Here is a 24,858-nt window from a genome sequence, read left to right on the forward strand (position 1 = left end):
TTGCGTTCAATGTATGAAACTGAGGTGCAGATTTTACCTGTTCTGCCTGTTGCAGAATGCGTTACGTGTAAAAACTGCAGATTACTTTATTTATTGCTTGCTTCCTGGTCTTTTTCATCAAGATTCGTCACTTTCAGTTGCCACCAGCCTGAATTGTGTTCACTGATGTCTTTCCAGGTCTTTGCGTCCCGGCCAAGGCCGGCAAACTTTTCTGCTCTGCTCAGGTGTCTTTGGGTCACTTTTTCCCATGCACCCATGTCATCACAACTCCTTGCACCTGCTGCTGTGCTCAACGCATAACCAATACTTTTATCCCTGGCTGGCATCACCAACCGGCAATAGCTGCCATCCTTTGACACTTCAAGTATATAAGCCCGCTGCTGTTCATCATAAAATGACACCGTGTCTGCGGTGGTCAGATCATCCCATTGATTGGCATCCATGCTGACGGTCAGTATTAATTTGCCACTCAGGTCTGTGCGCCTGACCGTGCGCTTTTGCTTGTCGCTGCTGTCCACACAGTCAAAGAAACCGACCTTGGCAGGGGCGCTGATCGCGGCAAAAGATGTGCAGACTGTGCTGCCGTTTCCGCCGTCCTTGTTGAGCAGCCTGACATTTCTGTCCGCTGGCTTGTAGTTGTTGCCAAACAGGGACCTGGCCAGTTTTTCCGTTCTGCCGGCCAGGATATTTTTTTGATTAATGACTTGCACCTCATCATAGTCGAGCTCCACCCAGTCATCAAAAGTAACGAACCACCAGGTTTTGGGCTTGCGGGTGGCATAACTGAGTTCGACATGCTCGCTGTCTGCATCAGTCCGTACCAGCGCTTCGCTCACTGTCCTGCGACCCCTGAGCCAGTCGTTGAGACGATAGGTTTTGTCCTCTGTTTTGCGCGAACAGGCAGTCAACAACAGTGCTGCCATACAAGACAGCAGGCAGCCAGATGCATAAGCGGAAAAATGCTTGCGCAATGGTTTGATCTTGACCTGATGGCGTTTTTTCAAGCGTATCCTTGGACAGGTAACAGGCGGTGACTCACAGGCAGAATGCCTTGAAGACCGCATTGTAGCGCCAGTCCGCAAAAAAAATCTGCATATCAGTGTTGTTATTGCCGCATACCCTGCCTAAGTTCAGGGTAGCGCGAGACGCAATTGCCTGTCTGGCGCAGGTAATTCTGTATTGGCAGCCATGTCCTCGAGTAGCCAGGCGGCAGGTACACCCATGGCTATCGCGATGATTTGCATGTCGTGCTCGCTGATGGCGAAGATACCAAAGCGAAATTGATAACCCCAGTTCTTCACTCCGGCAGAAAAATCCAGCTCTTGCAGCAGCGGCAAAATGGCTGCCTCTTGGGCTGGCACCCAGATTACGTCACGCCGGAAAGGCTGAAAACCTTCACCCATATCCACCTGATAGGCAGGTTGTGCCTGTACCTTGCCAATCGCGGTGAACGCCTGCAATTTTTGTTTGCTGCCGAATACCTGGCTGGGTGAGTAGTAGACAACCCTGTCACCAGCCTGCAGGCGGCGCAAGGGACTGGCCTTGCCATGGCAGACCTGCATGAAACCATCTGCCCGACCACGTTGTACATGGTCGGCAGAGGCAACAGCGATCCAGTTACGGTTGCTGTGCGTGTTCATGATCACACCGGTGCGAAAACGCGCAGACGGTGGCCATCCGGGTCCTGCGCTACAAAGGTGTAGCCAAAGTCGAGCTGGCAAGGCGCCTGATCTATTTTGAGGCCGCGTGCTACCCAGTTGGTGTGGATAGCGTCGACCGTTGCATTGTCAGCGACCGGACAGGCCATTTCGCTACCGCCCACTGCAGTGGCCGCAGGTTCAACTGTGGCACTGGACCACATGCCGAGCTTGAGGCCGGATTTGAGCACGAACAGGGCAAACGTCGGTGACAGTTCCACCGGTGTCAGGTCCAGCAATTCACTGTAGAACTTGGCGCTGGCTTCAGGATTGCGGACATACAAAAGTACAAAGGCTGGAGTAAACATGGTACGGGCTTCCTTTTCAAGATGGGTTTTAATCTGGCTTGGGCTTTATTGCTCAAGGCCATGTCATCTTAAGAGGGCGCAGTGTCAGTTTCTGTCAGCAGTGTTGCGGCGGCTGAAAGGGGCAAGATGAATCGTACCCCGGCAAATATGCGGGGCACGATGTACTCTTGGTGATGCTTCAGGTACGGATCAAGGTGCCCACGGAAATGTGAGGCCAGTCTATATTGAGGAAATTCAGTATGACAGTCTGGGTATATTGCAATTGCATGAACTGGGTTCCATCTGGACGTTCTACAGTTTCTATCCAGAAAATTGCTTCAAGTTTGGTTGCATTTGCATTCACTGTAACAAAAGGAATATTGACGATACCGCCGACCGGTATGGATGCGACGGACAGCACTGTCGTGCTGATGATATTTTGCCCGTGAATGGCATCCCTTAAAGCCTCATTCATGTCGGCAACATAGCTTTGTTTCATTCCAGGTGGAAGATTGGAATGTAAATAAGGATCAAGATAGCCGAGCGGCGCATGCGCCATGCCAGGGCCGGTAGGTTTGGAGCTGACCGGGCTTATATGCGGACCGCCAGCAACAACCAGACTTGTGCCTTGCGCCAGTAGGGAGTCACCATGAGGGATGGTTGATTGCCTGACTATGCTGGGACCGGCCTTGGGATCGGTGGTTGCCGGTACATTCAGCCAGATGCCAGGCTCTATGTGCAGGCCTTCCATCGTTGGTGCATCATTCACTTGCTGCAGGTAAGTCAGTCCGAAAATATCGATATCACCCTGCGCCGAGCCACGATTGGGGACTGGACCGCCTATGGCATTGAATTGTATACGTTCAGCGGTCGCATTGAGCATTAACCGGAATGCAGCATTGTGTTGTTTGTTTGGAACGGCGATCAGATTAAAACCACGACCCGACCAGCTACCTTCGAGTTCGGCCAGAGGCCCTAGTGGGGATGAACTCAAATTGCCTGGGGCTGCGACACGCCTGGGTGAGTAAAGTGTCATTTTCAAGATCCTTCAAGGTTTGTACTACTTGGAATGAATCTGAATCTGCAAAACAAATTCAGAGACGGCTAAACTTGTTCATGAAGTCAGTCTTGTCCAGATAGTTAATGTTCAAAGGATAAGACGGTTATCTAATAGTATAATAAAAAATGCAATTAAATAACTGAATTTTAAATACACAGACCCTTGCCTTGAACTAAGTACAGGCTAGTTTGCAACTATTACATGGATGAAATGAGTACTGGATAGGTATTAGCGGACTGTAACAGTGATAAAAAAATGCCTGTCCGGGTGGGCAGGCATTTTTAATGGGCAAGAGGTAAAACAAAAAACAAGCTTGCTTGTTGCAGAGTCTGATGCTAGCCGGCGTTTGGTACTCTTTGGCCTGCGCTGTAATAGAGGGATGGAATTTTCTTCTGGCTGAGCATCATCATCGCCAGACTGGCTGCTGCCAGCATGAACCAGTTGAGTCCGGGCATTTTCATGCTCTGTGCCAGATCAAACAGGACACCACCTGCCAGGCTGCCTACCATGGTGCCCATACTTTGATAGAACATTTGCTGGGACATCAGTCTGCCTGTGTCAGTCGCTGACTTGTTGGCGAAGCGGGCCATCAGTACGTCCAGTGAAGGGCCATAAAATACCTGACCGAATGACAGCAGTATTGCAGAAATGACGACGGCGGCGGCACTATGGGTGAACACCACCATGATGGCAAAGCTGAGAAACAGGCAGGCATAGCCTATCTTCAGAAAGCGGAAATGGTCCAGTGTGCGTACAGCACGTTTGGAAATAGGTATCTGGAAAAAGATGATGACCAGGGCCGCCAGCCAGAAAGGCGTGGATACCGGTATCTCGGGTGTGAACTTGGGAATATGCAGGCTGAAGCCTATCATCGGTTGCACGGCAAAACACCAGAACACTGAATTAGAAAGGTAAAACATCATTGGCAGTTCTACAGGTTTGTCTACTTCCGTGTCTTCTGCTGCAGTGATGGTTGCTGTTTCATTTGCTAGCGCTTTTTGCTCCTGGACCAGTCCTTCCTGCTCGTGTTCACTGATGGCGCGCATGGCAATCAGCATGAACAAGCCATACACGATGAAGGTCACCAGCACGATCAGGAATACCAGCTTCAACTGATCATGCGGCACAAAACTGGCAGTCAGGTAACCGCCTACCAGACCCATACGAATAGCGAAAGCCAGTTTACTGAATAAAGAAGTCTGGTCCAGACCCTTAAGCTTCAATAAATAATTTTTCAAACCGGGAAAGGACAAGCCGCTACCCAAGCCGGCCAGCAGGGCAAACAGGGCCAGTGCCCAGGCCTGATTGAGGTAGGCCATGAAATACAGGGCGATGCCTTCCAGCAGGATATTGCCTGAAATTGCCAAAGGGTGATTCGCCATGCGGGAAAACCGTGTACCCGCATAGGAACCCAGCACCCGACCCAGATTCAAGCCAAATAATATGGATGCCGCCCAGAATCCCGAGAATGCCTTGCCGGTTTCAGAAACGATAATAGGTGTGTACAAGGCCACGCCGCCAGACGCAATTGCAACACCAATATAAATCAGATAGGAATTGAAGACGGGATTGAATTTCTTGGTTTGCATAGGTCAAGGCGTAAGCACCGTGGCGGCGCTCTGAAAACTAAAAGCAGGAACGGCGGAAACAGCAGACAACGCTTACTGTCAGGACAAAGAACTTATGTTGTGATGCAGATCAACAGAAAAAGTTCATCGAAATACGTTAACCGAATAAGCCTTGAATTGTACGCTTAATTTTCAGACCTTGTTGCTGGAACGCAATAAGTCTGGAGGCCGGCTGTATGAAATTATCAGTGCGCATTCTTTCTAAAATCCTGCTGTGTCCAGATAGTGAATCAAAAGCCGGGTATGCCGGTTACCGATTCAGGAAGAGGGCGCCTTTCCAGTGCCTGGCTGATTGTCCAGTAGTTGATGTAATCAGATGAAATTTCAAAGCGGATAAGTTGATTCGATGTTAATTTTGCTTAAAATTTAAGTAGGGTGTAGCCAGGTGATACCATGTGGTCATTGAAATGGTACTTGATTATTTAAAATTTTATTTTTGCAAGTTTCTGGTTAGACTGGACATGTTAGATGAGTAACAAAATCTGTATTGTAGAAAGATGCCTCTGTGCTTTGATGTTTTAACTGTGGTTTTCTGACTTAACCCAGGTACCTGGATAATTGAATAAAGGCTATACATGTTGATCAAGAAAATTTCCCTCATCGTCTGTGCCGCAGCAGGCATGCTTGCCAGTTCTTTCGCATCTGCGCAGCTTTATCTTGGTGGTTCTGTCGGTCAGAGCGAGAACAGCAATTACTGCAATTACAGCACTACCTGCGACTCCAAAGCCACCAGTTCCAAGGTATTTGGCGGCTATAACATCAATAAGTCTTTTGCCGTGGAAAGCAGCTATTTTTCCAACGGTAAAACTTCCATCAATTCAGGCTTACCGCTGGGCCATAGTGAGCAGAAGAAAACCGGCTTCAGCCTGGCGGGCGTGTACAACCAGGAGTTCAGCGAAACATTCGCCGGTTTTGCCAAACTGGGTATGGCAAGAGTGAAAACGGAGACCTTTTTTGATACTTCGGGTTTGCCTGCATACACTGCTTCCGATACAGGTAATCAGGCGTTATACGGTGTGGGCGTGGCTTACAAGATCAATCCCAATCTCGCAGTTCGTGCCGAGTTTGAGAAATATAATCCCAAGACCTTTTCCAATAATGGGACGTCAAGCAGTAACTTGTCTGCCGGTTTCCAATACAGTTTCTAAGTCGTCGCCTGATGCAGGCTGGGGTGTCGGTTAAAAGCGTTTCAGATTTTGCCCAGATATAGCCAGACCCAGCCCGCCATCAGGCAAAGGCTGAGCAGGAACAGGCCGGTTGCTCCATTCGGCCGCAAAACACCAAAATAGCCTATGGCTACCGTTGCCACGCCGCGCTTGACACGCCGCATGCCGCGCCAGCGCTGTATGAATTTCAGGATAGACAAGACAAAGGTGAACGTGGCGCAAGATAAGAGGCTGACTCTGAATACATTCAACAGGTCCAGCTCACCGATCGATATTTTCTTGTAGATCAGGCCTATCAAGGCCATGACCACGGCTGCACCTATGGAGATGGCGACATTGGCATACATGGTCTTGCGGCTGTTGACGGCGGCATCTTCAAGCTCGCATTTGAGCAAGTCAACTTTTTCGTTGATCAGGGTCGATGTTTCATGCTTGATGACCTGTATGCGCTGGTCCAGGGCCGCGCCGATCTGGCTGGCTGAGTAATCGATGAGTTCCTTGATATCATCCTTGGTCATGCTGCGCTGACTATGGATTTCGTCCGATAGCAGGGCAATATTCCTGTCTATCTGCACACCTGCCTGGCGAATTACCTCTGACAGTTCTGTACTGACCTGATGAATCGAGCGATCAACCAGCGGGCCTACACGTTCATCGATGACACGATTGAGTCCGACCTCAAAATGTTCCGATGCCTGTTTCAGATTCAGTGGGTCAAAGGCCATTCTTTCTCCGGGTAAGCACTAATACCAGAGTACTTGAAGACAGATTGGATAATTTCAAGGGTTGACAAATCAATCAGGTCAGCCGCCTGATGTCAGGCGGGCGATGGCGTGACAAGTTTGTACTGACTGTCATTCATTTCTTTTGTTCATGAAAGAGCCTGAATGCCTTCATTACTGCACCATGCAAAATGCTGCCGTGATCTTCTTGCGGCAAGTACTCAAAATGGAAAGTCAGGTTCTTGCCCTGTTTGCTTGCCTGCCTGAGTGCTGCTGCCAGGGCTCGCGTATTGCTGACCATCTCTGCACCTTCCTCGCCAACGGCAAGGTAGACCTTCATTGATTGTGCGGGTCGTATTTTTAGCAAGGGCTGTGCTTGTCTGAGCAGGGATTCATTATCCCACCACAAGCTGGGGCTCATGATGATGTAGTTGTTGAATAGTTGCGGCTTTTTCAGCAACACTTCTGTTGCCAGTAGCCCGGCCAGTGATTGGCCTATCAAGGTCCTGTCACCACTGACACGGTAATTTTTTGCGACAAAGGGTTGCAATTCCTTTTCAATAAATTCCATAAACCGGGCTGATCCACCGGCATTTTTATAGGAGTCACGCTGTGTTGCCAACCATTCCGGCAACCTAAAATTGGCCGACGCCTTGTATGTCATGTCACGCTTGCGATCAGTATTGGCAATGCCGACCAGGATAGACGGCGGCAGGCGGTTCACCCATGAAAAACTGGAAAATTGCACAGCCCCCGCCATGTGAACGAAGTCTTCATCCATGGCACCGTCGAGCAGGTAAATGACAGGATACTTGCTGGTGGTATCTTCATTGTAGCCTTCTGGCACGACAACATTGATGATGCGGTCTTCGCCCAGACTGACAGAATGTATCTGCTGGCTGTGACCCCAGATCAGCGGTACAGAGGGTGTTTCTGCCGCAACAGAAACGACGCAAGTACAACTTATCAACAGGGCGATGACAAATTTTTTCATGGGCTTTGTGTGAATTGAATACAAGAACAACAGATGCACGACATCTGACACTGTTTTCAGGATTTGGTTTTATCTTTTTTTGGTGTTTTTTTCACTGGGACAGGCAGGGATGCTGCCGTGCAATTGGCCAGGTCCGTCAGTTGGTCACGGTCTTCCAGCATATCGCTGTCGATCACAAACCAGGGTTTGGCTTGCGGATAGGGCGGGACTTCTACAATCTTGCTATGTATTTCCAGAAAGCTGCGGCTCTCTGGCGTGGGCTTGATAAACAACTGGTCGTCGCAGATCAGGGCAAACATTTTTCCTGACAGATAGAGGGCATATTCGCCAAACATCTTCCTGGCGACGATACCCTCGCAGGCACTCAGCTGATCGGTCACAAATTCTACAAAACTTGCTTGAGAAGACATGGCGTGATTCCGGGAAAAATATGATTTTCATCGATTGTATCAATGGAACTGCACAAGCTCCGGTCAGTTGATGATGAAACAATCAGGGCTCTGTTGCCTGTGCTCGCCCTGATCAACGGGCAAGTATTTTTCACTACCGGTTTAAAATATTAGTGGACTGTAACAGTGAAAAGCGAAGTGCCTGCCATGTGCGCGGCGGCCATGGCGGCGTCGCAAATACGCGCGATAGCCCCGCTATCGCTGTGCTTATTTGTCAAAACCTTGCCTTGCCCTGAGTCACCGGGCACATGTCCTTCACTTCCGCTTTCACTGTTACAGTCCACTAGTCACTAATCACTAGTCGGGGCGGCGAAACTCGTTGCTGATCCAGTTGCGGGCATTTTGCTGGTTCAGTTTGAAGCCGACTGCAACTTTGACCCTGGCCAATTCTGTATTGCCTGCATCAAAAGCGCTGAGCCAGGCATACGGGTCATCTTCATCCGGGACGATATCAAGCTGTATCTTGTAGTCAGCTTCTTCTGTCGACACCAGCAGGCTCTTGTGCAGCGTGGCATGCAGTTGTTGTTCATGACGGCGTATGACTTCTGCGGCGGTTTTAACAAGTGTCCCAAAAGCATTGGCGTCCAGTGGCTTGGGGTTTTTCTTGTCACGGCCCATGGTCCAGGGGCCAACCAGGGCAGGCTCCGGCTCACCGTCCTTGATCATGGCGACGGCCCAACCCTCATCATCTTCGTTCTTGATGACGCGCGCAGTCCAGCCTTTGTCACGCCACAGGCGTGCTTCCTGGATCTTGTCGCCGTCATTGGCTTCCTGGTGTTCTACTTGTTCGTGCAAGGCAAATTCTCACTAATATGACAGACAGGCTGCATCCTACACCTTCTTGGCAGGTTCTGCCCGATATACAGCAGCGGCAGGTAATGCGTTGGCTTGCAAGGCTGGCAGACCATGTTTTGCCCTCGCCCTGTTGCATTTCTCATCGCCAGCCTGTAATTCGTGGCAGGGGGAGGGACGTTGCAGATACATGCTGCATTTGACTGCTTGTCCCACTTCACCAGTCAATGCCTGGCAGCGCGGCTTGGTCTGGTTGGTTCCGGTCAGGCAGGCATACAGTGGCGTGATGGCTTCCACCATCTGATCCGGGATGGACAGAGCATCAGCTTCAGCCCAATAAAAAGACACCCTGTAACTGGCGCAGCATGCTCCGCAATTCAGGCAAGGTTCAAGGGTCGCGATATCAATTCTTTCCATAAATTAAAACTGTAAAACCTGCTTATATCTGCTACAGGGAAAATAATTTTATACATAGTCCTTCATCTTGAAAAGCAGGATGTGTGCAAAATTTTTTACGCAAGGCTTGGCATTTTGTACCGCAAAAATCTACACTCATTCCCCTGTTTTGAGCTTCTGTCTCAATCTACCCGCGAACAAATCCTGATTTGCTTATATTGCGCCATGTGTGCGCAGGCGACAGGCGTCAATTGCTGAACAGTCTGTTATTTGCGCGACTTCACATGCGGTTTCGTATGTGGTTTCAGCAATTCTCAGATCCTTATGGTAATGGGTCTGGTTTTTTAAATCATGAATCAGAAAGCAAATTGAATATGAAAAAAACTTTCCGCCGCCTTCCTATGAAATTGCTGATGGCAACACTGGCTTTGGGTGCCTTTCAGGCGCACGCGGCAACATCCATGTCAGATGCTGATGTACTTAATGTGCTCAAGCAGCGTGTTGATACAGAAAAGAAAGGTGTTGGTATAGTCGTTGGTATTGTTGACGACAAAGGCAGTCGTGTAATCAGTTACGGCTACGCCAATCTGGCAGATCGTCGCCCTGTCGATGCCGACACCCTTTTTGAAATAGGTTCCATCACCAGCGTCTTTACCAGTATCACCATGATGGACATGGCAGAAAAAAGTGAAATCCGGTTGAAAGACCCATTGGCAAAGTATTTGCCTGCCAATGTCAATGTTCCTTATTCTGACGATAGAAAAATTACCCTGGCTGATTTGTCGGCACACCGCTCCGGCTTGCCAGCCTTGCCTGCCAATCTCAAGCAGACAGGTGCTGACAATCCCTATGCCGGTTTTACGGTCAACAATGCCTATGATTTTTTGTCCGCTTATCAGTTGAAATACGACGTCGGTAGTCGCTTTGAATACTCGAGTTTTGGTAATGGCCTGCTGGGCCAGGCCTTGAGTCAGCGTGCCGGCACAGACTATGACACCCTGGTCAAAAACCGCGTCACCACACCCTTGGGCATGACGGCAACCGGTGTCGCACTCAATGCAGACTTGGAAAAACGTATGGCGACAGGCTATAGCAGCAAGGCACAATTTGCTGCCACCCCGAGCTGGAACTTTACTTCATTTGAAGGCGCCGGTGGCTTGCGTTCGTCAGCCAATGACATGCTGAAATTTGTCGCCGCCAACATGGGACAGACCAACACATCACTCAAAGACACCATGCGCAAATTGCAGGAACCATTTGAGCCCGGCAACCGCCTCTTGCTGGCCTGGGGCAGTTACAACAATAAATTCGGCGGCTCCATCCTGGGCATCGAAGGCAAGACAGGCGGCTACAGCAGTTATATTGCATTCGACAAAAAAGCAGGAAAAGGTGTAGTGATATTATCGAATGCGGATGTCAGCGTCAGTGATATCGGCAACAAGATTATCAATGGCGAATTTCCGCTGACGCAATAAATTTGTGGCGGCAGACTGACATAGCAGCCGTCAACTGAAGGCAAGGGTTAAGTATTCAGAATCAGGAATGATAGCGAATATTTTATCCTTCCCTTGTAATTTGTCGTGGTAGGCAAACCGTATTAAAAGTAGCGCAGGTTCTATGCTAAATATTTTGTAACATGCCGTTTCTTCTTGAAAGTCGAAGCTATACAGAGGTGTCACTCATCATTTGATATGTATCAAATGCACTGTGTGCTGATCTTGTGGCACTTGATTCGGTGTTCTACTTTGAGAATACGAGAAGCATTTATCTTCGATGTGAATCAGTCATTTCAAAAGGAGAAGTAAATGGGTGCCTTAAGCAATCGCAGTAATTTCTTTGACGATTTTTTTCGCGATATTAATTCAGGATTTTTTATCAAACCCCTGCATGGCGATCCTTTGCCCAGCCCCGCGCAGATCAAGCTTGATCTGAAAGAAACCGATCAGGCTTATACGGTGCATGCTGAAGTGCCTGGTGTCGCCAAAGACGATATCCACGTTACCCTGGATGGTAATGTCGTCACCTTGCGCGCAGAAATAAAACAGGAAGATAAAACGGGCGGTGATCAAAAAGTCTTGCGCAGTGAACGCTATTTTGGAGAAGTGTCGCGCAGCTTCCAATTACCCCTGGAAATAGAGGCGAGTGAGGCGAGCGCCAAATATGACAACGGCGTATTGAATCTGACCTTACCCAAAAAGCGCACAAGCAATGGCGTGCAGAAATTAAAAATAGACTGAATCAGTCACGCCATATCGTCAACATTGGAAGAGACCAGAACAGCATGGCTTGCCATGCTGTTCTGGGATGTAATTATCGAACTGTCGTCATGTTTTTTACGGCAGAAAATGCCGTTACGTAAGGTTTCAAGCAGGTGACAATTATTTCTATCTCTGACATTGGCCAACATGAGGAAGGTGTTTTCCTTCCTCAAAAATAGTTGTTTATTTCCCCCACGAGTCCTTCAACGTCGTCACCCGGTTAAACACCGGCTTGCCTATCACTGAATCCACGCGATCCGCCACAAAGTAACCGTGCCGTTCAAACTGCAGACGTGTATCCGGTGTGACTACGGCCATGCCTGGTTCGACGTAGGCGCGTACTACCTCCAGTGCATTCGGGTTCAGCAGAGCCATGAAGTCTTTGCCGCCGGCATCGGGGTTGGCGTCGGTGAACAGGCGGTCGTAGAGGCGGACTTCGACTTCCAGGGCGTCGGCGGCGTTGACCCAGTGGATATTGCCTTTGACTTTGTAGTTGGCGCTGCCTTCTGTGCCGGATTTGCTGTCGGCAAAGTAGTTGCAATGGACGGCGATGACGTTGCCGTTTTCATCCTTGTCGCAGCCTGTGCATTCGACCACATAGCCATAACGCAGGCGTACCTTGTTGCCAGGGAAGAGGCGGAAGTAGCCTTTGACAGGTTCTTCCATGAAGTCTTCCTGTTCTATCCACAGTTCTTTGCCTATGGTGAATTCGCGGTTGCCGAGCTCTGGATGATGTGGATGGATAGGCGCCGTGCAGGCGATATTTTCGCCAGCGGGGAAGTTGTCGATGATGAGCTTCAGCGGGCGCAGTACAGCAGTGGCGCGTGGCGCTTTGGGGTCGAGGTCTTCGCGCAGGCAGCCTTCCAGTGTGCTGTAATCGATCCAGCCGTCAGAACGGGTCACGCCTATGCGTTCGCAGAACAGTTGCAGGGATTCTGGCGTATAGCCACGGCGGCGTATGCCGACGATGGTAGGCATGCGCGGATCGTCCCAGCCATTGACGATGTTTTGCTCTACCAGTTGGCGCAGCTTGCGTTTGCTGGTGACGACATAGGTCAGGTTCAGGCGGGCGAATTCATATTGCTGCGGCACCGGCTTGGTGAAGAAGCCGCCTTCGGCAGCGCGTTCTATGATCCAGTCGTAGAAAGGGCGGTGGTCCTGGAATTCCAGTGTGCAGATGGAATGGGTGATGTTTTCTATCGCATCTGACAGTGGGTGCGTGTAGTCATACATTGGGTAGATGCACCAGTCGTCACCCGTGCGGTGATGGTGGGCATGGCGTATGCGATAGATGGCCGGGTCGCGCATATTCATGTTGGGCGAGGCCATGTCTATCTTGGCGCGCAGGATGTGTTCACCATCCTTGAATTCGCCAGCTTTCATGCGGCGTAGCAGGTCCAGTGATTCTGCCGCGGGGCGATCGCGGAAAGGTGAATTTACACCCGGTTTGGAAAAATCACCGCGGTTGGCGGCCATGTCAGCAGCGCTTTGGCTGTCGACATACGCATGGCCTGCACCGATCAGGTATTCAGCGATTTGATACAGACGGTCAAAATAATCACTGGCATAGTGCAGGTGTTCCACGCCCTGGTTGTTCCAGTCAAAACCCAGCCATTTGACGCTGTCCATGATGGTGTCGACATATTCCTGGTCTTCTTTCTCAGGATTGGTGTCGTCAAAACGCAAGTGGCAACGACCGGCATAATCGCGTGCCAGGCCAAAGTTCAGGCAGATGGATTTGGCGTGACCGATGTGCAGGTAACCGTTGGGCTCAGGCGGGAAACGGGTGATGACACTGGGCATGCCATCGCGTGCGTACTTGCCCGCTGCCTGGTCATTGTCGATGATGCTGCGCAAGAAATTGGATACAGGTGCTGCTTCAGGCGTGGCTTTATTTTTAATATCGTTGCTCATAATAAGAATAATTCGATGATTTTTTTGTCAGATCAATAAGTCGATGGATGACAGACATTTTACCGTAGCGCAGCATGGAAGGCGCTACTGTTTGGCAAACTGCTCACCCGAGAATGGGCCAATTGCCTTGTATCAGAGCGAAAATACAGGATAAATGGCTTTATTGGCAATGATCTTTGCTACATTTCACTCGATTCCACCCGGTTGCGCCCGCATTTCTTGGCGTGGTAGAGGGCATTATCGGCCCTCTTCATCATCTCGTTGACATTGTCGGGATGATAATAGGCAGTGACGCCAAAGCTGGCGGTTTTTCTGCCGACAATCTGGATTTCATGGTTGGCAATCGCGCAGCGCAGTTTTTCTGCAATGGCGATGGCGGCATGGATGGCAGTCTCGCGGAAGATGACCAGGAATTCTTCACCGCCCCAGCGGCCGACTGCATCCATGCTGCGTACATGTTCTTGCAGGATGTTGGCGATGGTGACCAGTACCTGGTCGCCAATCTGGTGGCCATAAGAGTCATTGACCTGTTTGAACAGATCGATGTCAATGATGGCGATGGCAAAGTTGGCGCCATAACGCTGGCTGCGCTGGTGTTCTTCGTCAAGTATCTGTTCCAGCTTCAGTCTGTTATACAGACCGGTCAGGCGATCTGTGCTGGACAGCAATTCCAGGTCCTGGTTGCGTAATTCCAGTTCTCGCGTACGGGCAATGACCAGGTTTTCGAGATTGGCATTGATTTCCATCATGGATTTGTGGCTGCTTTCAAGCTTCTCCGCCATCTGATTGAAACCGGCTTCCAGTTCCTGCATTTCACCGCCCGAATCAGCGGGGACGCGCGTGGCAAATTCACCTTTTTCCATGTGATGCACACCGTCTAGCAGGCGTGACAATGGCCTGGTCAGGTCGCGGCTCATGCGCATGGCCAGTACGGATGCACAGGCAGTGCCAAACAAGCCGATGACGATGCTGATGGCGACAAAGATATTCTTGCTCTGATGGCTGGCGTGGGTGCTCAGTTCTACATAAACGCGCCCCAACAGTTTTTGCCTGCTGCTTTCGCCTGCATCACTGTCGATATTGCCAAAGATGTCAAAGGCATCACTTTCGGCCTTGCCCTGATAGATGGGGGCGGCAAAAATCAGCGATTCGTGTTCACCATTAAGGATGCTGCCGCTGTCAGCCGCCCGGGTGTGTTCTGCCCCCATCTTGCTTGGTTTGCCGCTGACGGCCAGCACTTTGTTGTCGGCATCGGTGATGACAACAGCCTTGGCATCATCTTCTTTCATGACTGACTGGGTCAGTGCCTGCAAGACTTCACGGTTGCCCGAGAATGCACCATATTCGCTGGCCGGGGCCAGCTGCCGGGTGATGACAGTGCCGCGTGCCTTGATGGCGCCATCAATTTCAGTCGTGCCGACAATCACCACCAGCACCACCAGCAGGGCAGAAATGATCCAGACAGGCGCCAGGGCAATAAACAGTATGCGATGAGCGAGGGGCCAGTTTTTCATTGGGCACGCTCCGCAGAGGATTTTAGTTTTCGCATCAATGTGCTTTCGTCTTCCATGTCCAGGCTGAGCGAGCGGCTGACCTGGGTGTTGACGCTGACGCTGAAATAGCGCGGGTATTGGGGCAAGGGCAGGTTGGCATGAGCAGGCAAACCTTGTATGACTTCAGAAACCTGTAGTGCGATTTGCGCAGGTGAGCTATAGACAGCTGCCAGGGCGCCCGCCTTGACATAGGCGGCTGAAAAACCGAACAGCGGTACTTTCTGGCGATAGCTGCTCAGTAAAATACTCGGCATGTTGTTGCGGTTGTAGATCGTCGCATCGGGCATGGCAAGCAAGACCTCGCTGTTGCCGAGCAGGCGGCGCAAGGCAGGCAGTAGTTCTGAATCATCGGTCACGGTTTCAACATTGATCTGCATATCGAATTCTTTGGCTGCTGCCTGTACACCTACAGTCATTTCGCTGCCATCCTTGCTCATCAATAAACCTATGCGATTGCGACCGGGCAGGGCGTAGCGTATCAGGGCCAGTTGCCGGTTCCAGGGCTGGTCAAAATAAATGCTGGAAAAACGGTGTGGGTCCTGATGGCGGCCATATTGTCTGGCTGTTTTATGGAAACTGTCGCGTGGCACCATGACATTTAATACTGACATGGCAGGTGGTTTTTGCGCCATGCTGTTCATTGCCGGTGTGCCAACGGCAACCAGCACATGGTTGGCGGCATTGCGCGGCAAGTCTTCCGGCTTTAAGGAAGGCAGGTAAATTGTCTTGATCGTATATTTATTGCTGTTTGCCAGCAGGCTGTTTAACTGGCTGGCAAATTCATTGTAGGCAGGGCCATCTTCGCTGATCAACAGGGTGATATTGTCAACCGCAAAACAGGCCGGCGAGACAATCAAACCAAACAGGGCCAGTAGCATCAGGACGGGTGAGAGCAGGGCTTGAAAGCGACACGGATGGTGACTGCGTATCCCCGCACACATAATAGGCTTTAGATATCCAGTTTGAAATTGAGCCTGACAGCCCGGCCCGGCAGCTCATTGTCGTGCCTGTATTCAAAATAGCGCGCGTCAGCGAGGTTTTGTGCAATCAATGCACATTCGGCCTGCTTGCCGCCGATCTTGAACTGGTAACTGAGTCTGCCATCAAAGCGGCGGTTGCCATCGATGAAATAACCGCGGTTTTCGCGCGGGTTATAGTCAGTGGCGTTGAACTTGGTTTTTGCAACCTGATAGGCGACCAGGCTGCCGCTCCATTGATCATTGATACGATGGCTCAGCATCAGGCTGTGGCTGTATTTGGGTAAAGAATCACTATAGATGACGCCATTGACATTATCGCTTTTGACGCCGCCGCCAGACAGGCCATAGATAACCCTGGTCTGGTCAGACAATTGTGCTTTCAGTTGCAACTCATAACCGCGCATGACAGCGGTGCCGGCATTGAGGTTGCCGCCGGCGGCAGAACGCTTGTTCCTGACGTCAATCAACTGGCTGTAATCATCGTAAAAAAGGCGGAAATCCAGATCGAGACGACCGTATTTTCCAATATAGCCCAGTTCTGTCGACTTGACGCGCTCGGTCTGCATTTCTGGCAGGGACGGATAAAAATCGCTGCCGCGCCAGTAACTGTCATAGATTTTTTCATAGACAGAAGGCGAGCGTGTAGCCCGTGAGTGGCTAAGACGCAGTGTGTGCCCAGGCTGCACATGCCAGTTGATGGCAAACCTTGGGGTGGTGTCGGTGCCGGTATAGGTATTGTTTTCTATCATGCCGCCGACATTGAAAACCAGGTCAGGGCGGGCACGCCATTCCAGATTGCCAAAAAAGCGCCGCAGATGATAGGGGAAATCACCAAACAGATACTGGTTGTCACCTACCCCCAGGTAATACGGTGCATACGTCTGGTCGTAGCGTATGCTGCCACCCCAGACCAGACGGGCATTCTTGAATGGCGAAAAAGTATGCTGTACTTCCAGGTCATAGCGCCGCAAGATGGCGTCGCCATTGCTGATGCCATCAGAGTCCCTGAGGCTGGCGTACACGCGCTCCACCGTATGAAAGGCCTGTACTGACAGTTCACCGCCGGCTTCCAGGGCGCGGCGCCAGTGCAGCATTTCAAAATGGTTTTGTGCATTGCGGCTGATGGCGGACACATTATTGTACTCGCCCACTTCACGCGGGCCACCGTTATAGCCAAACTGGAACTCCATGGTATCGGCAGAGTTGAGCTGATAATCTGCCCGCAGGCTCAGGTTCTGTATGGTCTTGTTATCGTATTTGTTGAGTGTCCAGAAGGTGAATGCCGAGGTGGCGTTTTTGATGCGACTGTCTTCACCCGTATCATCGCGCAGGCTGGCTGTCAGCCTGTAGTTCAGGTCACCCTGTTTGCCGCCATAGCGGTAAACAGCTTCTTTGCGGCCCTTGCCCAAGGCAAAAGAAAGGGTTTGTCCCTGGGTTTCTGCCGGGTGGCGGGTAATGATATTGATGACGCCTGAATACGAATTTGCACCATAACTGGCAGAATCAGGGCCGCGTATGACTTCTATGCGTTCTATGTCATCAAGCACGATGGGCAGGTCGCTCCAGTTGACACCGCCAAACAGGCTGGCATACACCGATCTGCCATCAATCAGGACTTGCATGCGGTCTGACATGGTGGTGGTAACCATGCCATGATAGGCAACGGTGCTGTCAGCAGAAAAATACGGGTCGGCATGATAGGCCACATACATGCCCGGCACCAGGCGGAAGATCTCGGACAGGTCCCAGGCGCCGGAATCCCTGATCATCTGGCGGTCGATGATAGTGACGGCAACCGGTGCCTCATTGACCGGTTGCGACAGGCGCGAGGCAGACAGGACCACGGGCATGTCATCGAGGAAGATGGACTCGCCTTCAGGCACAGGTGCAGACCATGCCATTTTGCTAGCAAAGGGGGCAAGATTGCACCCAAGTAATACTCCTGATGCAATCAATGTTCTGACGAGTTTGTGCTTTTTTGGTAGCAAATTTGACTCCGGCAGCTAAATCCGTTGATTTAAAGTAACGAAGCAGAACCATGAATCTAGTTTAAATGCAAAGCCATGCAAAAGAGCAAGTTTTTACCCACACTTATTCGTTCAGGATAAATGATTGTTGTTTCCAGGCGATGAAACGGATTTGTTGTCTTGTCAAACCTATGGGTATTGATAGTGTTGTTGTTAATAATTTATTGTTTTATACATTTGTCCAGATAGTTGGCTGGTGTATGCCCTGGAAATGAGGGGCAAATGGGAATGAGGGTGTCAGACAGTCCTAAAACTACAGATTCTTGCACTCAACCTGTAAAATAGCGGGATGACTACAGAAATAACACTTACTCCTGACGTGGGCACTGAAGTTGCCGCTTCCAAGCCTTATGAGCCGACATTTGTGCACTTGCGCATCCATTCTGAATATTCAATTGTGGATGGCCTGGTGCGAATTGATGATGTGATCAAGGCTGGCGCAAAAGACAAACAACCTGCCATGGCGGTGACCGATCTGGCCAACCTGTTTGCCATGGTCAAGTTTTATAAGGCAGCGCGTGGCAAGGGCATGAAACCGATTGCCGGTTGCGATGTCTGGATTACCAATGATGCTGACCGTGACAAGCCGTCCAGATTGCTCTTGCTGGTCAAGAACCGCCAGGGTTATCTGCAGCTTTGTGAGCTGCTGGCACAAGCCTGGCTGACCAATCAGCACAAGGGTAAGGCCGAGATACGCTACGAGTGGTTGCAAAAAATACATGAGGAAGGGCAAGGCGGCGGACTGATCGCCTTGTCCGGTGCTCATTTCGGCGATGTCGGCGTTGCCATTGACAATGGCAATCTGGAGCTGGCGGAGCATCATGCCAGACGCTGGACCAGCATTTTCCCTGGCCATTTCTATATAGAGATACAAAGGGCAGGGCAGGCGAATATGGACAACCATGTGCGCTCTGCCGTGGCGCTGGCGGGCCGCCTGAAACTGCCAGTGGTGGCGACTCATCCAGTGCAATTCATCAGCAAGGACGACTATACCGCCCATGAAGCACGGGTCTGTATTGCTGAAGGTGACATGCTGGCGAATGGTCGTCGTGTGCGTCGTTTCAATGAGCAATACTGCTTCAAGACCCAGGCTGAGATGGCAGAACTGTTTGCCGATATGCCCGCCGTCTTGCAAAATTCGGTAGAAATTGCCAAACGCTGCAATCTGACGCTGGAACTCGGCAAACCCAAACTGCCAGATTTTCCCACGCCTGAAGGCATGACCATCAATGACTTCCTGGTTCATGAGTCCCAGCGGGGTCTGGAATTCCGTCTTCAGCATTTGTTCCCGGATGCAGAAAAGCGCGAGAAAGAGCGTCCTCGCTACGAAGCACGCCTGAAGTTTGAAACCGACACCATCATCAAGATGGGTTTTCCCGGTTACTTCCTCATCGTTGCCGACTTTATCCAGTGGGCGAAGAACAATGGCGTGCCGGTGGGGCCGGGCCGTGGTTCCGGTGCTGGCTCGCTGGTGGCGTATTCGCTGCTGATTACCGATCTGGACCCCTTGCAGTACAACCTGCTGTTCGAGCGCTTCTTGAATCCTGAGCGGGTATCCATGCCCGACTTTGACATCGATTTTTGTCAGGAAGGGCGCGACAAGGTTATTCAGTACGTGAAAGACCGCTATGGCAAAGAAGCGGTGTCGCAGATTGCCACTTTTGGTACCATGGCGGCCAAGGGGGCGATACGCGACGTGGGGCGGGTGCTGGACTTTGGCTATATGTTCTGTGACGGTGTTTCCAAGCTGATCCCTTTTAAACCGGGCAAGCAGGTAACGATTGCCGAAGCCATTGTCGAAGAACCATTGCTGGCCGAACGCCAGGAAAATGAAGAAGAAGTCAAAACCCTGCTCGACCTGGCGCAACAGGTGGAAGGCATCACCCGCAATATTGGCATGCACGCCGGTGGTGTATTGATCGCGCCTGGCAAACTGACCGACTTTTGTCCGCTGTACACTCAGGGCGGTGATTCCGGTGTGGTCTCGCAATATGACAAGGATGACGTGGAAGCGGTCGGCCTGGTCAAGTTCGACTTTTTGGGCCTGACCACGCTGACCATTCTCGACAGGGCGGTACGCTATATCAAGATGCTGGACCCGGCCATGGCGGACTTTGACCTGGCCAAATTGCCGCTCGATGACAGGGCATCGTATGACTTGCTGACAAAGGCCAAAACTGTGGCTGTGTTCCAGCTGGAAAGTCGTGGCATGCAAGGCATGCTCAAAGATGCGCGCCCGGACCGCTTTGAGGACATTATTGCACTGGTGGCCTTGTATCGCCCGGGCCCGATGGACTTGATCCCGGACTTCTGCAAGCGCAAGCACGGTGAGAAATTCGATTATCCTGATCCGCGTACCGAAGGTATTTTGTCCGAGACCTACGGCATCATGGTGTATCAGGAACAGGTTATGCAGATGGCGCAGGTGGTCGGTGGCTACTCACTTGGTGGCGCTGATTTGTTGCGTCGCGCCATGGGTAAAAAGAAAGCAGAAGAGATGGCGGAACACCGCCAGATTTTCCGCGACGGTGCTGCCAAGGACGGGTTGTCGCAAGAAAAAGCCGATGAAATTTTCGATTTGATGGAAAAATTCGCCGGCTATGGTTTCAACAAATCCCATGCTGCCGCCTATGCCTTGCTGTCCTATCATACAGCCTATTTGAAAGCGCACCACGCTGCTGCTTTTATGGCAGCCAATATGTCGTTGGCAATGGATGATACCGACAAGGTCAAGATCCTGGTGGAAGATGCGATTGATGTCTGCAAGCTGAAAATGCTGCCGCCTGATATCAATTTATCAGAATACCGGTTTGTGCCAGTTGCCGAACCGGGCAAAAAGTCGAGTCAGATACGTTATGGCATGGGGGCAGTCAAGGGGTCGGGTCAGAATGCGATAGAAAGCATCGTCGCTGCCAGAAAAAACGGTGGCCCATTCACCGATCTGTTTGATTTCTGCAAGCGGGTTGACAAACGCCAGGTTAACCGTCGCACAGTGGAATCCCTGATACGCGCAGGCGCTATGGATTGTCTGGGAAAGGATCGCGGCATTTTGATGGCGACCGTTGATTTCGCGCTGGAAGCAGCGGAGCAGGCAGAAGCGGCCGCAAACCAGGTCAGCCTGTTTGGTGACGACGATGACCTGATCCCGCCGCCCGATTACCTGGATGTACCTGCCTGGACAGATAAAAAACGCCTGACTGAAGAAAAACTGGCGCTGGGTTTTTATCTTTCTGGCCATCTGTTTGATTCCTATGCGCCTGAGGTTCGTCAATTCATCAAGACGACCCTGGCCAAGCTGGAACCCTCGCGTGATTTGCGCCTGATTTGCGGCATCATCACTGGTGTACGCACCCAGATGACGCAACGTGGCAAGTTGCTGATTGTGTCGCTGGACGACGGTACCGCCGTGGTTGAGGTGACGGTGTATAGCGAGCTGATGGAAGAGTTCAAGTCCCTGTTCAAGGAAGATGAGTTTCTGGCCGTGCTGGGCAAGGTGACTGAAGACAGGTTCTCTGGCGGCTTGCGTATCTCTGCAGAAAAAGTCATGGACATAGGCCGGGCGCGCGTGCAGTTCTCGCAAGGCTTGCGCCTGACCCTGACTTCCAGCGCTGATACCAAAAAACTGGCTGAGCTGTTGAAGCCACACCTCAATGCCGATGGTTGTCCGGTACTGATACGCTACCAGAATGCCAACGCCGGAGCAGAGTTGTACCTGTCTGATCAATGGCGTGTCAATCCCGATGACAATTTGCGCCAGAGTCTGGGCGAATGGCTGTCAATGAAGAACGTCAAAATTGAATACGCCTGATTCCATGGTGAAGACACAAGCATGGGCAGTTGATCCTCTGGAGCCCAATGAGTCAGCCCTCGGCTGGCGTCAGGCATTGCCGCAACAGCTGTTGGCTTATTTGCCGTTGAGTCTGTTTTTTCCCGTCGGTGTCATGTATACAGGGGTTTTGCTGTTTTACCTGAGCGTACTGCTGTCCGGCGGCTATATGCGAAAAATACTCAGGCTCAGGCAAAGCCCCATGCTGTTGCCGATACTGGGACTCAGCCTGGTCAGTATCATCATTGCTGCCATGGAAGGGGCACCTGAGGGGGCAGAAAAAGAATTTTGGCCCGGATTCTGGCATTACCAGACTTACCTGTTTCTACTACCTTTTCTGACTGTCACTACCGGGTTTTGGCAGAGAAGAGCAATACAGGTTTTTTTTGCCGGTGCGCTGATGGCGGCCACCTTGTTTGTTGCGAATTTTTTTCACCTGTTGCCGCTCAATACCCTGTTTCGCAGTTATGTGGTTTATGAAGGCAACAAGTCCATTTTACTGGCCATCCTGCTGGCTGTCGCTGCCGCCTGGATGATAGAGGAAATGCGCGTACAGCGTAATCATCTGCCATTGCGGTTGCTAGCCTGTGCTTTTGTGGTACTGGTATTGATCCTGCTGGCAAAGTCAAGGACAGCTGTTTTGCTGTTTCTGATACTGTGCGGTGTAATCGCCTTGCGTCAGCTTGGCTGGTCCTGGCGCACCATGCTGTTATCGCTGGTGGTTTGTGCTGGCGTTGCCGGTGGCTGGAAATATGCATTGAGCCTGCCGCCGCCGCCAACTTGCGAAGTACGCCTGGTACAGGATAGTCCGTGGAATATTTTCAAGCTGCGCAGCATTTGCACGGTCCAGCAGATACATGATTCGCTGACCGGCAAAAAAGTTAACGAGGATGGCATGCGTCTTGATATCTACCGGATAACTGCTGACATCATTGCAGAAGAGCCCGTATTCGGGCATGGCATTGCAAGCTGGATGCCACTCTATCGTGAGCGTGCAGCGGGCTTGTCCAGCGCCACCATGACTACGCCACATAACGATTATTTGCTTTACCTTACCGAACTCGGTCTGTTTGGCCTGCTGGCGCTGTTGCTGATCTGGGCGGCACAATTCCTGGCAGCTTATCGTCTGGCCATGCATGACCATCCAGGCGTGCGCGAAATGGCAATGCCTTTAGTGATGTTGACGCTGGCAATGATGGTTGGCGGCATGTTCAACGCCATTTTGCGTGATGGTGTCTTTGGCATGGCATTCATGATTCTGTTATCCATCCCCCTGGCAGGTACGCGCAGCAGGCAAAATGCTTAATACCGTGCATGTAAAAATGATAATGCAGGTACAAAAATAAAAATTCTGAATATGAAATTGATTAATAAAGAGACTTTGCAGGTGTTCGGGCGCTTATGGCAGGCGATCACCCCCTATCGCTCGCGCGTGTGGTGGGCTTTGCTGACCATGCTGGGCACAGCGTCAACCGAGGTGATGTTCCCCAAGGTACTGGGTTATATCCTCGATCACGGCTTTAATGCCGATGCCAAACACCTGGCCTTGTGGATGGTGCCGGTTGCCATTATTGCGATTTTCCTGTTTCGCGGCATATGCACCTTTACCACCAGCTACCTGATGACCTGGGTGTCGAGCAAACTGCTCAATGAATTGCGGGCAAAGATTTTTGATCGCATACTGAATGTGCCGATTAATTTTTATCAGGCAGAATCCAGCGGTCGCATCATCAACACCATCATGTTCGAGGCGCAGCAAATCGTGGAGATGCTGAAGGTTTCGATGACGACCCTGTTCCGTGATTCACTGACGGTGATAGTTTTGCTGGCCGCCCTGATCTGGCGCAACTGGCAACTGACCATTATCGCGCTGGTCATGATGCCTGTCATGGCAATACTGGTGCGTGGCGTCAGCAAGCGCCTGCGTCAGTTGAACCAAAGCCAGCTTAATGTCAGTAACGAACTGACACAGGTGATAGAAGAGGCGACCCGTGCCAGTCAGGTGATACGCATTTTTGGCGGGCAAAAATACGAGCAGCAACGTTTTGAAGCCAAGAATGAAAAGCTGCGTGGCTATGCCATGCGCACCACCATTGCAGTTGCGTCCACCACGCCGTTGACACAGTTGGCGGCAGCAATTGCAGTTGCTGTCGTCATCATGTTTGCCGTATCGCAGGCGGCGCAGGATGCGACAACGGCAGGTCGCTTTGTTGAGTTCGTCAGTCTGATGATGTTACTGCTCACACCTTTGAAGCGACTGGCTGACTTGAATGGCCCCATGCAGCGCGGCATGGCGGCTGCAGAATCTGTATTTGCCCTGATCGATACCGCCCCTGAAACAGACCAGGGTAAAACACTGAATACCCGTGCACTTGGCAAGCTGGAATTTGTCGGCACCAGTTTTTCTTATCCCGGGCAAGAGCAGGAAGCCTTGAAGAATATCAATCTCAGCATACAACCAGGCGAAACCATTGCCCTGGTGGGGATGTCTGGGGGGGGCAAGACTTCACTGGTGAATCTGGTGCCTCGTTTTTATGCTCCGGATTCTGGTGATATCTTGCTCGATGGCTGTTCATTGCAGGATATCTCGTTGCGCAGCCTGCGTGAGCAAATCGCCATGGTCAGCCAGAATGTGGTCCTGTTTGACGATACCCTGGGGGCCAATATTTCTTATGGTGACCAAACACCTGATCCTGAGCGTGTAGCGGCAGCCGTCCAGGCCGCACACCTGACTGATGTGGTGCGTGATCTGCCGGATGGCCTGCAAACCATGATAGGTGACAACGGCATGCGCTTGTCCGGTGGACAAAGGCAACGCCTGGCCATTGCCCGTGCCATCTATAAAAATGCACCCATCCTGATTCTTGATGAGGCGACCTCTGCACTAGACAGCGAATCAGAACGCGCTGTACAGGCTGCACTCGATGAACTGATGCAGGGCAGGACGACACTGGTCATTGCCCACAGATTGTCAACGATAGAGCGGGCCAGCCGCATCGCCGTCCTGGTTGATGGCCAGATCGTCGAGATAGGAACACATGCAGAATTGCTGGGTAATGATAATGTGTATGCCAACCTGCATCGTCTGCAGTTTGCTGCTTGACGAGAA

Annotated in this window: 20 protein-coding genes; 6 read left to right on the forward strand and 14 right to left on the reverse strand. The window is 51.2% G+C overall.

Annotated features, from left to right (window positions below; translation table 11 throughout):
* Nucleotides 1-86: 86 nt before the first annotated feature.
* From LZ463_RS12080 to LZ463_RS12100, 5 genes are all read right to left on the reverse strand, one after another.
* Nucleotides 87-1,004, reverse strand: a complete 918-nt coding sequence (locus LZ463_RS12080; protein WP_241455909.1) for a hypothetical protein — start codon at nucleotides 1,002-1,004, stop codon at nucleotides 87-89.
* Nucleotides 1,005-1,130: 126 nt separating this feature from the next.
* Nucleotides 1,131-1,640: an EVE domain-containing protein gene (locus tag LZ463_RS12085; protein ID WP_241455910.1), complete on the reverse strand. Its 510-nt coding sequence runs from the start codon at nucleotides 1,638-1,640 to the stop codon at nucleotides 1,131-1,133.
* A 2-nt stretch (nucleotides 1,641-1,642) separates the two neighbouring features.
* Nucleotides 1,643-2,005 carry a VOC family protein gene (locus tag LZ463_RS12090; protein WP_241455911.1) on the reverse strand — a complete coding sequence of 121 codons (363 nt, stop codon included), beginning with the start codon at nucleotides 2,003-2,005 and terminating at the stop codon, nucleotides 1,643-1,645.
* 178 nt (nucleotides 2,006-2,183) lie between these two features.
* A complete protein-coding gene (locus LZ463_RS12095) occupies nucleotides 2,184-3,020 on the reverse strand; it encodes a heme-binding protein (protein WP_241455912.1) in 837 nt (278 codons plus the stop codon).
* Nucleotides 3,021-3,379: 359 nt separating this feature from the next.
* On the reverse strand, nucleotides 3,380-4,633 hold the full coding sequence (locus LZ463_RS12100; RefSeq protein ID WP_241455913.1) for an MFS transporter: 1,254 nt from the start codon (nucleotides 4,631-4,633) through the stop codon (nucleotides 3,380-3,382).
* Nucleotides 4,634-5,247: 614 nt separating this feature from the next.
* On the opposite strand from LZ463_RS12100, the gene LZ463_RS12105 reads away from it, so the two are divergent.
* Nucleotides 5,248-5,820 (forward strand): outer membrane beta-barrel protein, encoded by a 573-nt coding sequence (locus tag LZ463_RS12105; RefSeq protein ID WP_241455914.1) that lies wholly within the window; start codon nucleotides 5,248-5,250, stop codon nucleotides 5,818-5,820.
* Nucleotides 5,821-5,861: 41 nt separating this feature from the next.
* Here LZ463_RS12105 and LZ463_RS12110 read toward each other — a convergent pair whose 3' ends face one another.
* The 5 genes from LZ463_RS12110 to LZ463_RS12130 all read right to left on the reverse strand — a co-directional run bounded on the left by LZ463_RS12110 (nucleotide 5,862) and on the right by LZ463_RS12130 (nucleotide 9,212).
* Nucleotides 5,862-6,563 carry a hypothetical protein gene (locus tag LZ463_RS12110; protein ID WP_241455915.1) on the reverse strand — a complete coding sequence of 234 codons (702 nt, stop codon included), beginning with the start codon at nucleotides 6,561-6,563 and terminating at the stop codon, nucleotides 5,862-5,864.
* 133 nt (nucleotides 6,564-6,696) lie between these two features.
* A complete protein-coding gene (locus LZ463_RS12115) occupies nucleotides 6,697-7,554 on the reverse strand; it encodes an alpha/beta hydrolase (protein WP_241455916.1) in 858 nt (285 codons plus the stop codon).
* A 56-nt stretch (nucleotides 7,555-7,610) separates the two neighbouring features.
* Nucleotides 7,611-7,964, reverse strand: a complete 354-nt coding sequence (locus LZ463_RS12120) for a TfoX/Sxy family protein (RefSeq protein WP_241455918.1) — start codon at nucleotides 7,962-7,964, stop codon at nucleotides 7,611-7,613.
* 336 nt (nucleotides 7,965-8,300) lie between these two features.
* Nucleotides 8,301-8,798, reverse strand: coding sequence for a hypothetical protein (locus LZ463_RS12125; protein WP_241455920.1), 498 nt, complete (start codon nucleotides 8,796-8,798; stop codon nucleotides 8,301-8,303).
* 36 nt (nucleotides 8,799-8,834) lie between these two features.
* Entirely contained in the window at nucleotides 8,835-9,212 is a 378-nt protein-coding gene (locus tag LZ463_RS12130) for a YkgJ family cysteine cluster protein (protein ID WP_241455923.1), read from the reverse strand.
* A 353-nt stretch (nucleotides 9,213-9,565) separates the two neighbouring features.
* Between LZ463_RS12130 and LZ463_RS12135 the strand changes: the two genes are divergently transcribed.
* Together LZ463_RS12135 and LZ463_RS12140 are read left to right on the forward strand one after the other, a co-directional pair.
* The gene (locus tag LZ463_RS12135) at nucleotides 9,566-10,666 is read left to right on the forward strand and encodes a serine hydrolase domain-containing protein (RefSeq protein WP_241455925.1); all 1,101 of its coding nucleotides are present in this window, start codon (nucleotides 9,566-9,568) and stop codon (nucleotides 10,664-10,666) included.
* 330 nt (nucleotides 10,667-10,996) lie between these two features.
* On the forward strand, nucleotides 10,997-11,428 hold the full coding sequence (locus tag LZ463_RS12140) for an Hsp20/alpha crystallin family protein (RefSeq protein WP_241455927.1): 432 nt from the start codon (nucleotides 10,997-10,999) through the stop codon (nucleotides 11,426-11,428).
* Nucleotides 11,429-11,632: 204 nt separating this feature from the next.
* Here LZ463_RS12140 and LZ463_RS12145 read toward each other — a convergent pair whose 3' ends face one another.
* From LZ463_RS12145 to LZ463_RS12160, 4 genes are all read right to left on the reverse strand, one after another.
* A complete protein-coding gene (locus LZ463_RS12145; RefSeq protein WP_241455930.1) occupies nucleotides 11,633-13,363 on the reverse strand; it encodes a glutamine--tRNA ligase/YqeY domain fusion protein in 1,731 nt (576 codons plus the stop codon).
* A 179-nt stretch (nucleotides 13,364-13,542) separates the two neighbouring features.
* The gene (locus LZ463_RS12150; protein ID WP_241455932.1) at nucleotides 13,543-14,877 is read right to left on the reverse strand and encodes a GGDEF domain-containing protein; all 1,335 of its coding nucleotides are present in this window, start codon (nucleotides 14,875-14,877) and stop codon (nucleotides 13,543-13,545) included.
* Nucleotides 14,874-15,794, reverse strand: a complete 921-nt coding sequence (locus tag LZ463_RS12155) for an ABC transporter substrate-binding protein (protein ID WP_241455934.1) — start codon at nucleotides 15,792-15,794, stop codon at nucleotides 14,874-14,876. Before LZ463_RS12155 ends, LZ463_RS12150 begins: the two co-directional genes overlap by 4 nt.
* Before the next feature lie 71 nt (nucleotides 15,795-15,865).
* Nucleotides 15,866-17,797 (reverse strand): TonB-dependent receptor plug domain-containing protein, encoded by a 1,932-nt coding sequence (locus LZ463_RS12160; RefSeq protein WP_241455936.1) that lies wholly within the window; start codon nucleotides 17,795-17,797, stop codon nucleotides 15,866-15,868.
* Nucleotides 17,798-18,212: 415 nt separating this feature from the next.
* Between LZ463_RS12160 and dnaE the strand changes: the two genes are divergently transcribed.
* From dnaE to msbA, 3 genes are read left to right on the forward strand one after another with little or no spacing between them, the layout of a single operon-like run.
* Nucleotides 18,213-21,731, forward strand: coding sequence for a DNA polymerase III subunit alpha (gene dnaE, locus LZ463_RS12165; RefSeq protein ID WP_241455938.1), 3,519 nt, complete (start codon nucleotides 18,213-18,215; stop codon nucleotides 21,729-21,731).
* Nucleotides 21,732-21,735: 4 nt separating this feature from the next.
* Nucleotides 21,736-23,055, forward strand: a complete 1,320-nt coding sequence (locus tag LZ463_RS12170) for an O-antigen ligase family protein (RefSeq protein ID WP_241455940.1) — start codon at nucleotides 21,736-21,738, stop codon at nucleotides 23,053-23,055.
* A 51-nt stretch (nucleotides 23,056-23,106) separates the two neighbouring features.
* Nucleotides 23,107-24,852 (forward strand): lipid A export permease/ATP-binding protein MsbA, encoded by a 1,746-nt coding sequence (gene msbA, locus LZ463_RS12175; protein WP_241455942.1) that lies wholly within the window; start codon nucleotides 23,107-23,109, stop codon nucleotides 24,850-24,852.
* The last annotated feature ends 6 nt before the right edge of the window (nucleotides 24,853-24,858 follow it).

Source organism: Undibacterium paludis, from assembly GCF_022568815.1.
Taxonomy (GTDB): domain Bacteria; phylum Pseudomonadota; class Gammaproteobacteria; order Burkholderiales; family Burkholderiaceae_D; genus Undibacterium.

Coding starts and splice junctions, on each gene's coding strand:
- LZ463_RS12150 (WP_241455932.1), bottom strand. CDS start 14,877: ATGAAAAACTGGCCCCTCGCTCATCGCATACTGTTTATTGCCCTGGCG.
- LZ463_RS12100 (WP_241455913.1), bottom strand. CDS start 4,633: ATGCAAACCAAGAAATTCAATCCCGTCTTCAATTCCTATCTGATTTAT.
- LZ463_RS12105 (WP_241455914.1), top strand. CDS start 5,248: ATGTTGATCAAGAAAATTTCCCTCATCGTCTGTGCCGCAGCAGGCATG.
- LZ463_RS12085 (WP_241455910.1), bottom strand. CDS start 1,640: ATGAACACGCACAGCAACCGTAACTGGATCGCTGTTGCCTCTGCCGAC.
- msbA (WP_241455942.1), top strand. CDS start 23,107: ATGAAATTGATTAATAAAGAGACTTTGCAGGTGTTCGGGCGCTTATGG.
- LZ463_RS12135 (WP_241455925.1), top strand. CDS start 9,566: ATGAAAAAAACTTTCCGCCGCCTTCCTATGAAATTGCTGATGGCAACA.
- LZ463_RS12160 (WP_241455936.1), bottom strand. CDS start 17,797: ATGGCATGGTCTGCACCTGTGCCTGAAGGCGAGTCCATCTTCCTCGAT.
- LZ463_RS12155 (WP_241455934.1), bottom strand. CDS start 15,794: ATGCTACTGGCCCTGTTTGGTTTGATTGTCTCGCCGGCCTGTTTTGCG.
- LZ463_RS12130 (WP_241455923.1), bottom strand. CDS start 9,212: ATGGAAAGAATTGATATCGCGACCCTTGAACCTTGCCTGAATTGCGGA.
- LZ463_RS12090 (WP_241455911.1), bottom strand. CDS start 2,005: ATGTTTACTCCAGCCTTTGTACTTTTGTATGTCCGCAATCCTGAAGCC.
- LZ463_RS12110 (WP_241455915.1), bottom strand. CDS start 6,563: ATGGCCTTTGACCCACTGAATCTGAAACAGGCATCGGAACATTTTGAG.
- LZ463_RS12095 (WP_241455912.1), bottom strand. CDS start 3,020: ATGACACTTTACTCACCCAGGCGTGTCGCAGCCCCAGGCAATTTGAGT.
- dnaE (WP_241455938.1), top strand. CDS start 18,213: ATGACTACAGAAATAACACTTACTCCTGACGTGGGCACTGAAGTTGCC.
- LZ463_RS12140 (WP_241455927.1), top strand. CDS start 10,997: ATGGGTGCCTTAAGCAATCGCAGTAATTTCTTTGACGATTTTTTTCGC.
- LZ463_RS12145 (WP_241455930.1), bottom strand. CDS start 13,363: ATGAGCAACGATATTAAAAATAAAGCCACGCCTGAAGCAGCACCTGTA.
- LZ463_RS12170 (WP_241455940.1), top strand. CDS start 21,736: ATGGTGAAGACACAAGCATGGGCAGTTGATCCTCTGGAGCCCAATGAG.
- LZ463_RS12120 (WP_241455918.1), bottom strand. CDS start 7,964: ATGTCTTCTCAAGCAAGTTTTGTAGAATTTGTGACCGATCAGCTGAGT.
- LZ463_RS12115 (WP_241455916.1), bottom strand. CDS start 7,554: ATGAAAAAATTTGTCATCGCCCTGTTGATAAGTTGTACTTGCGTCGTT.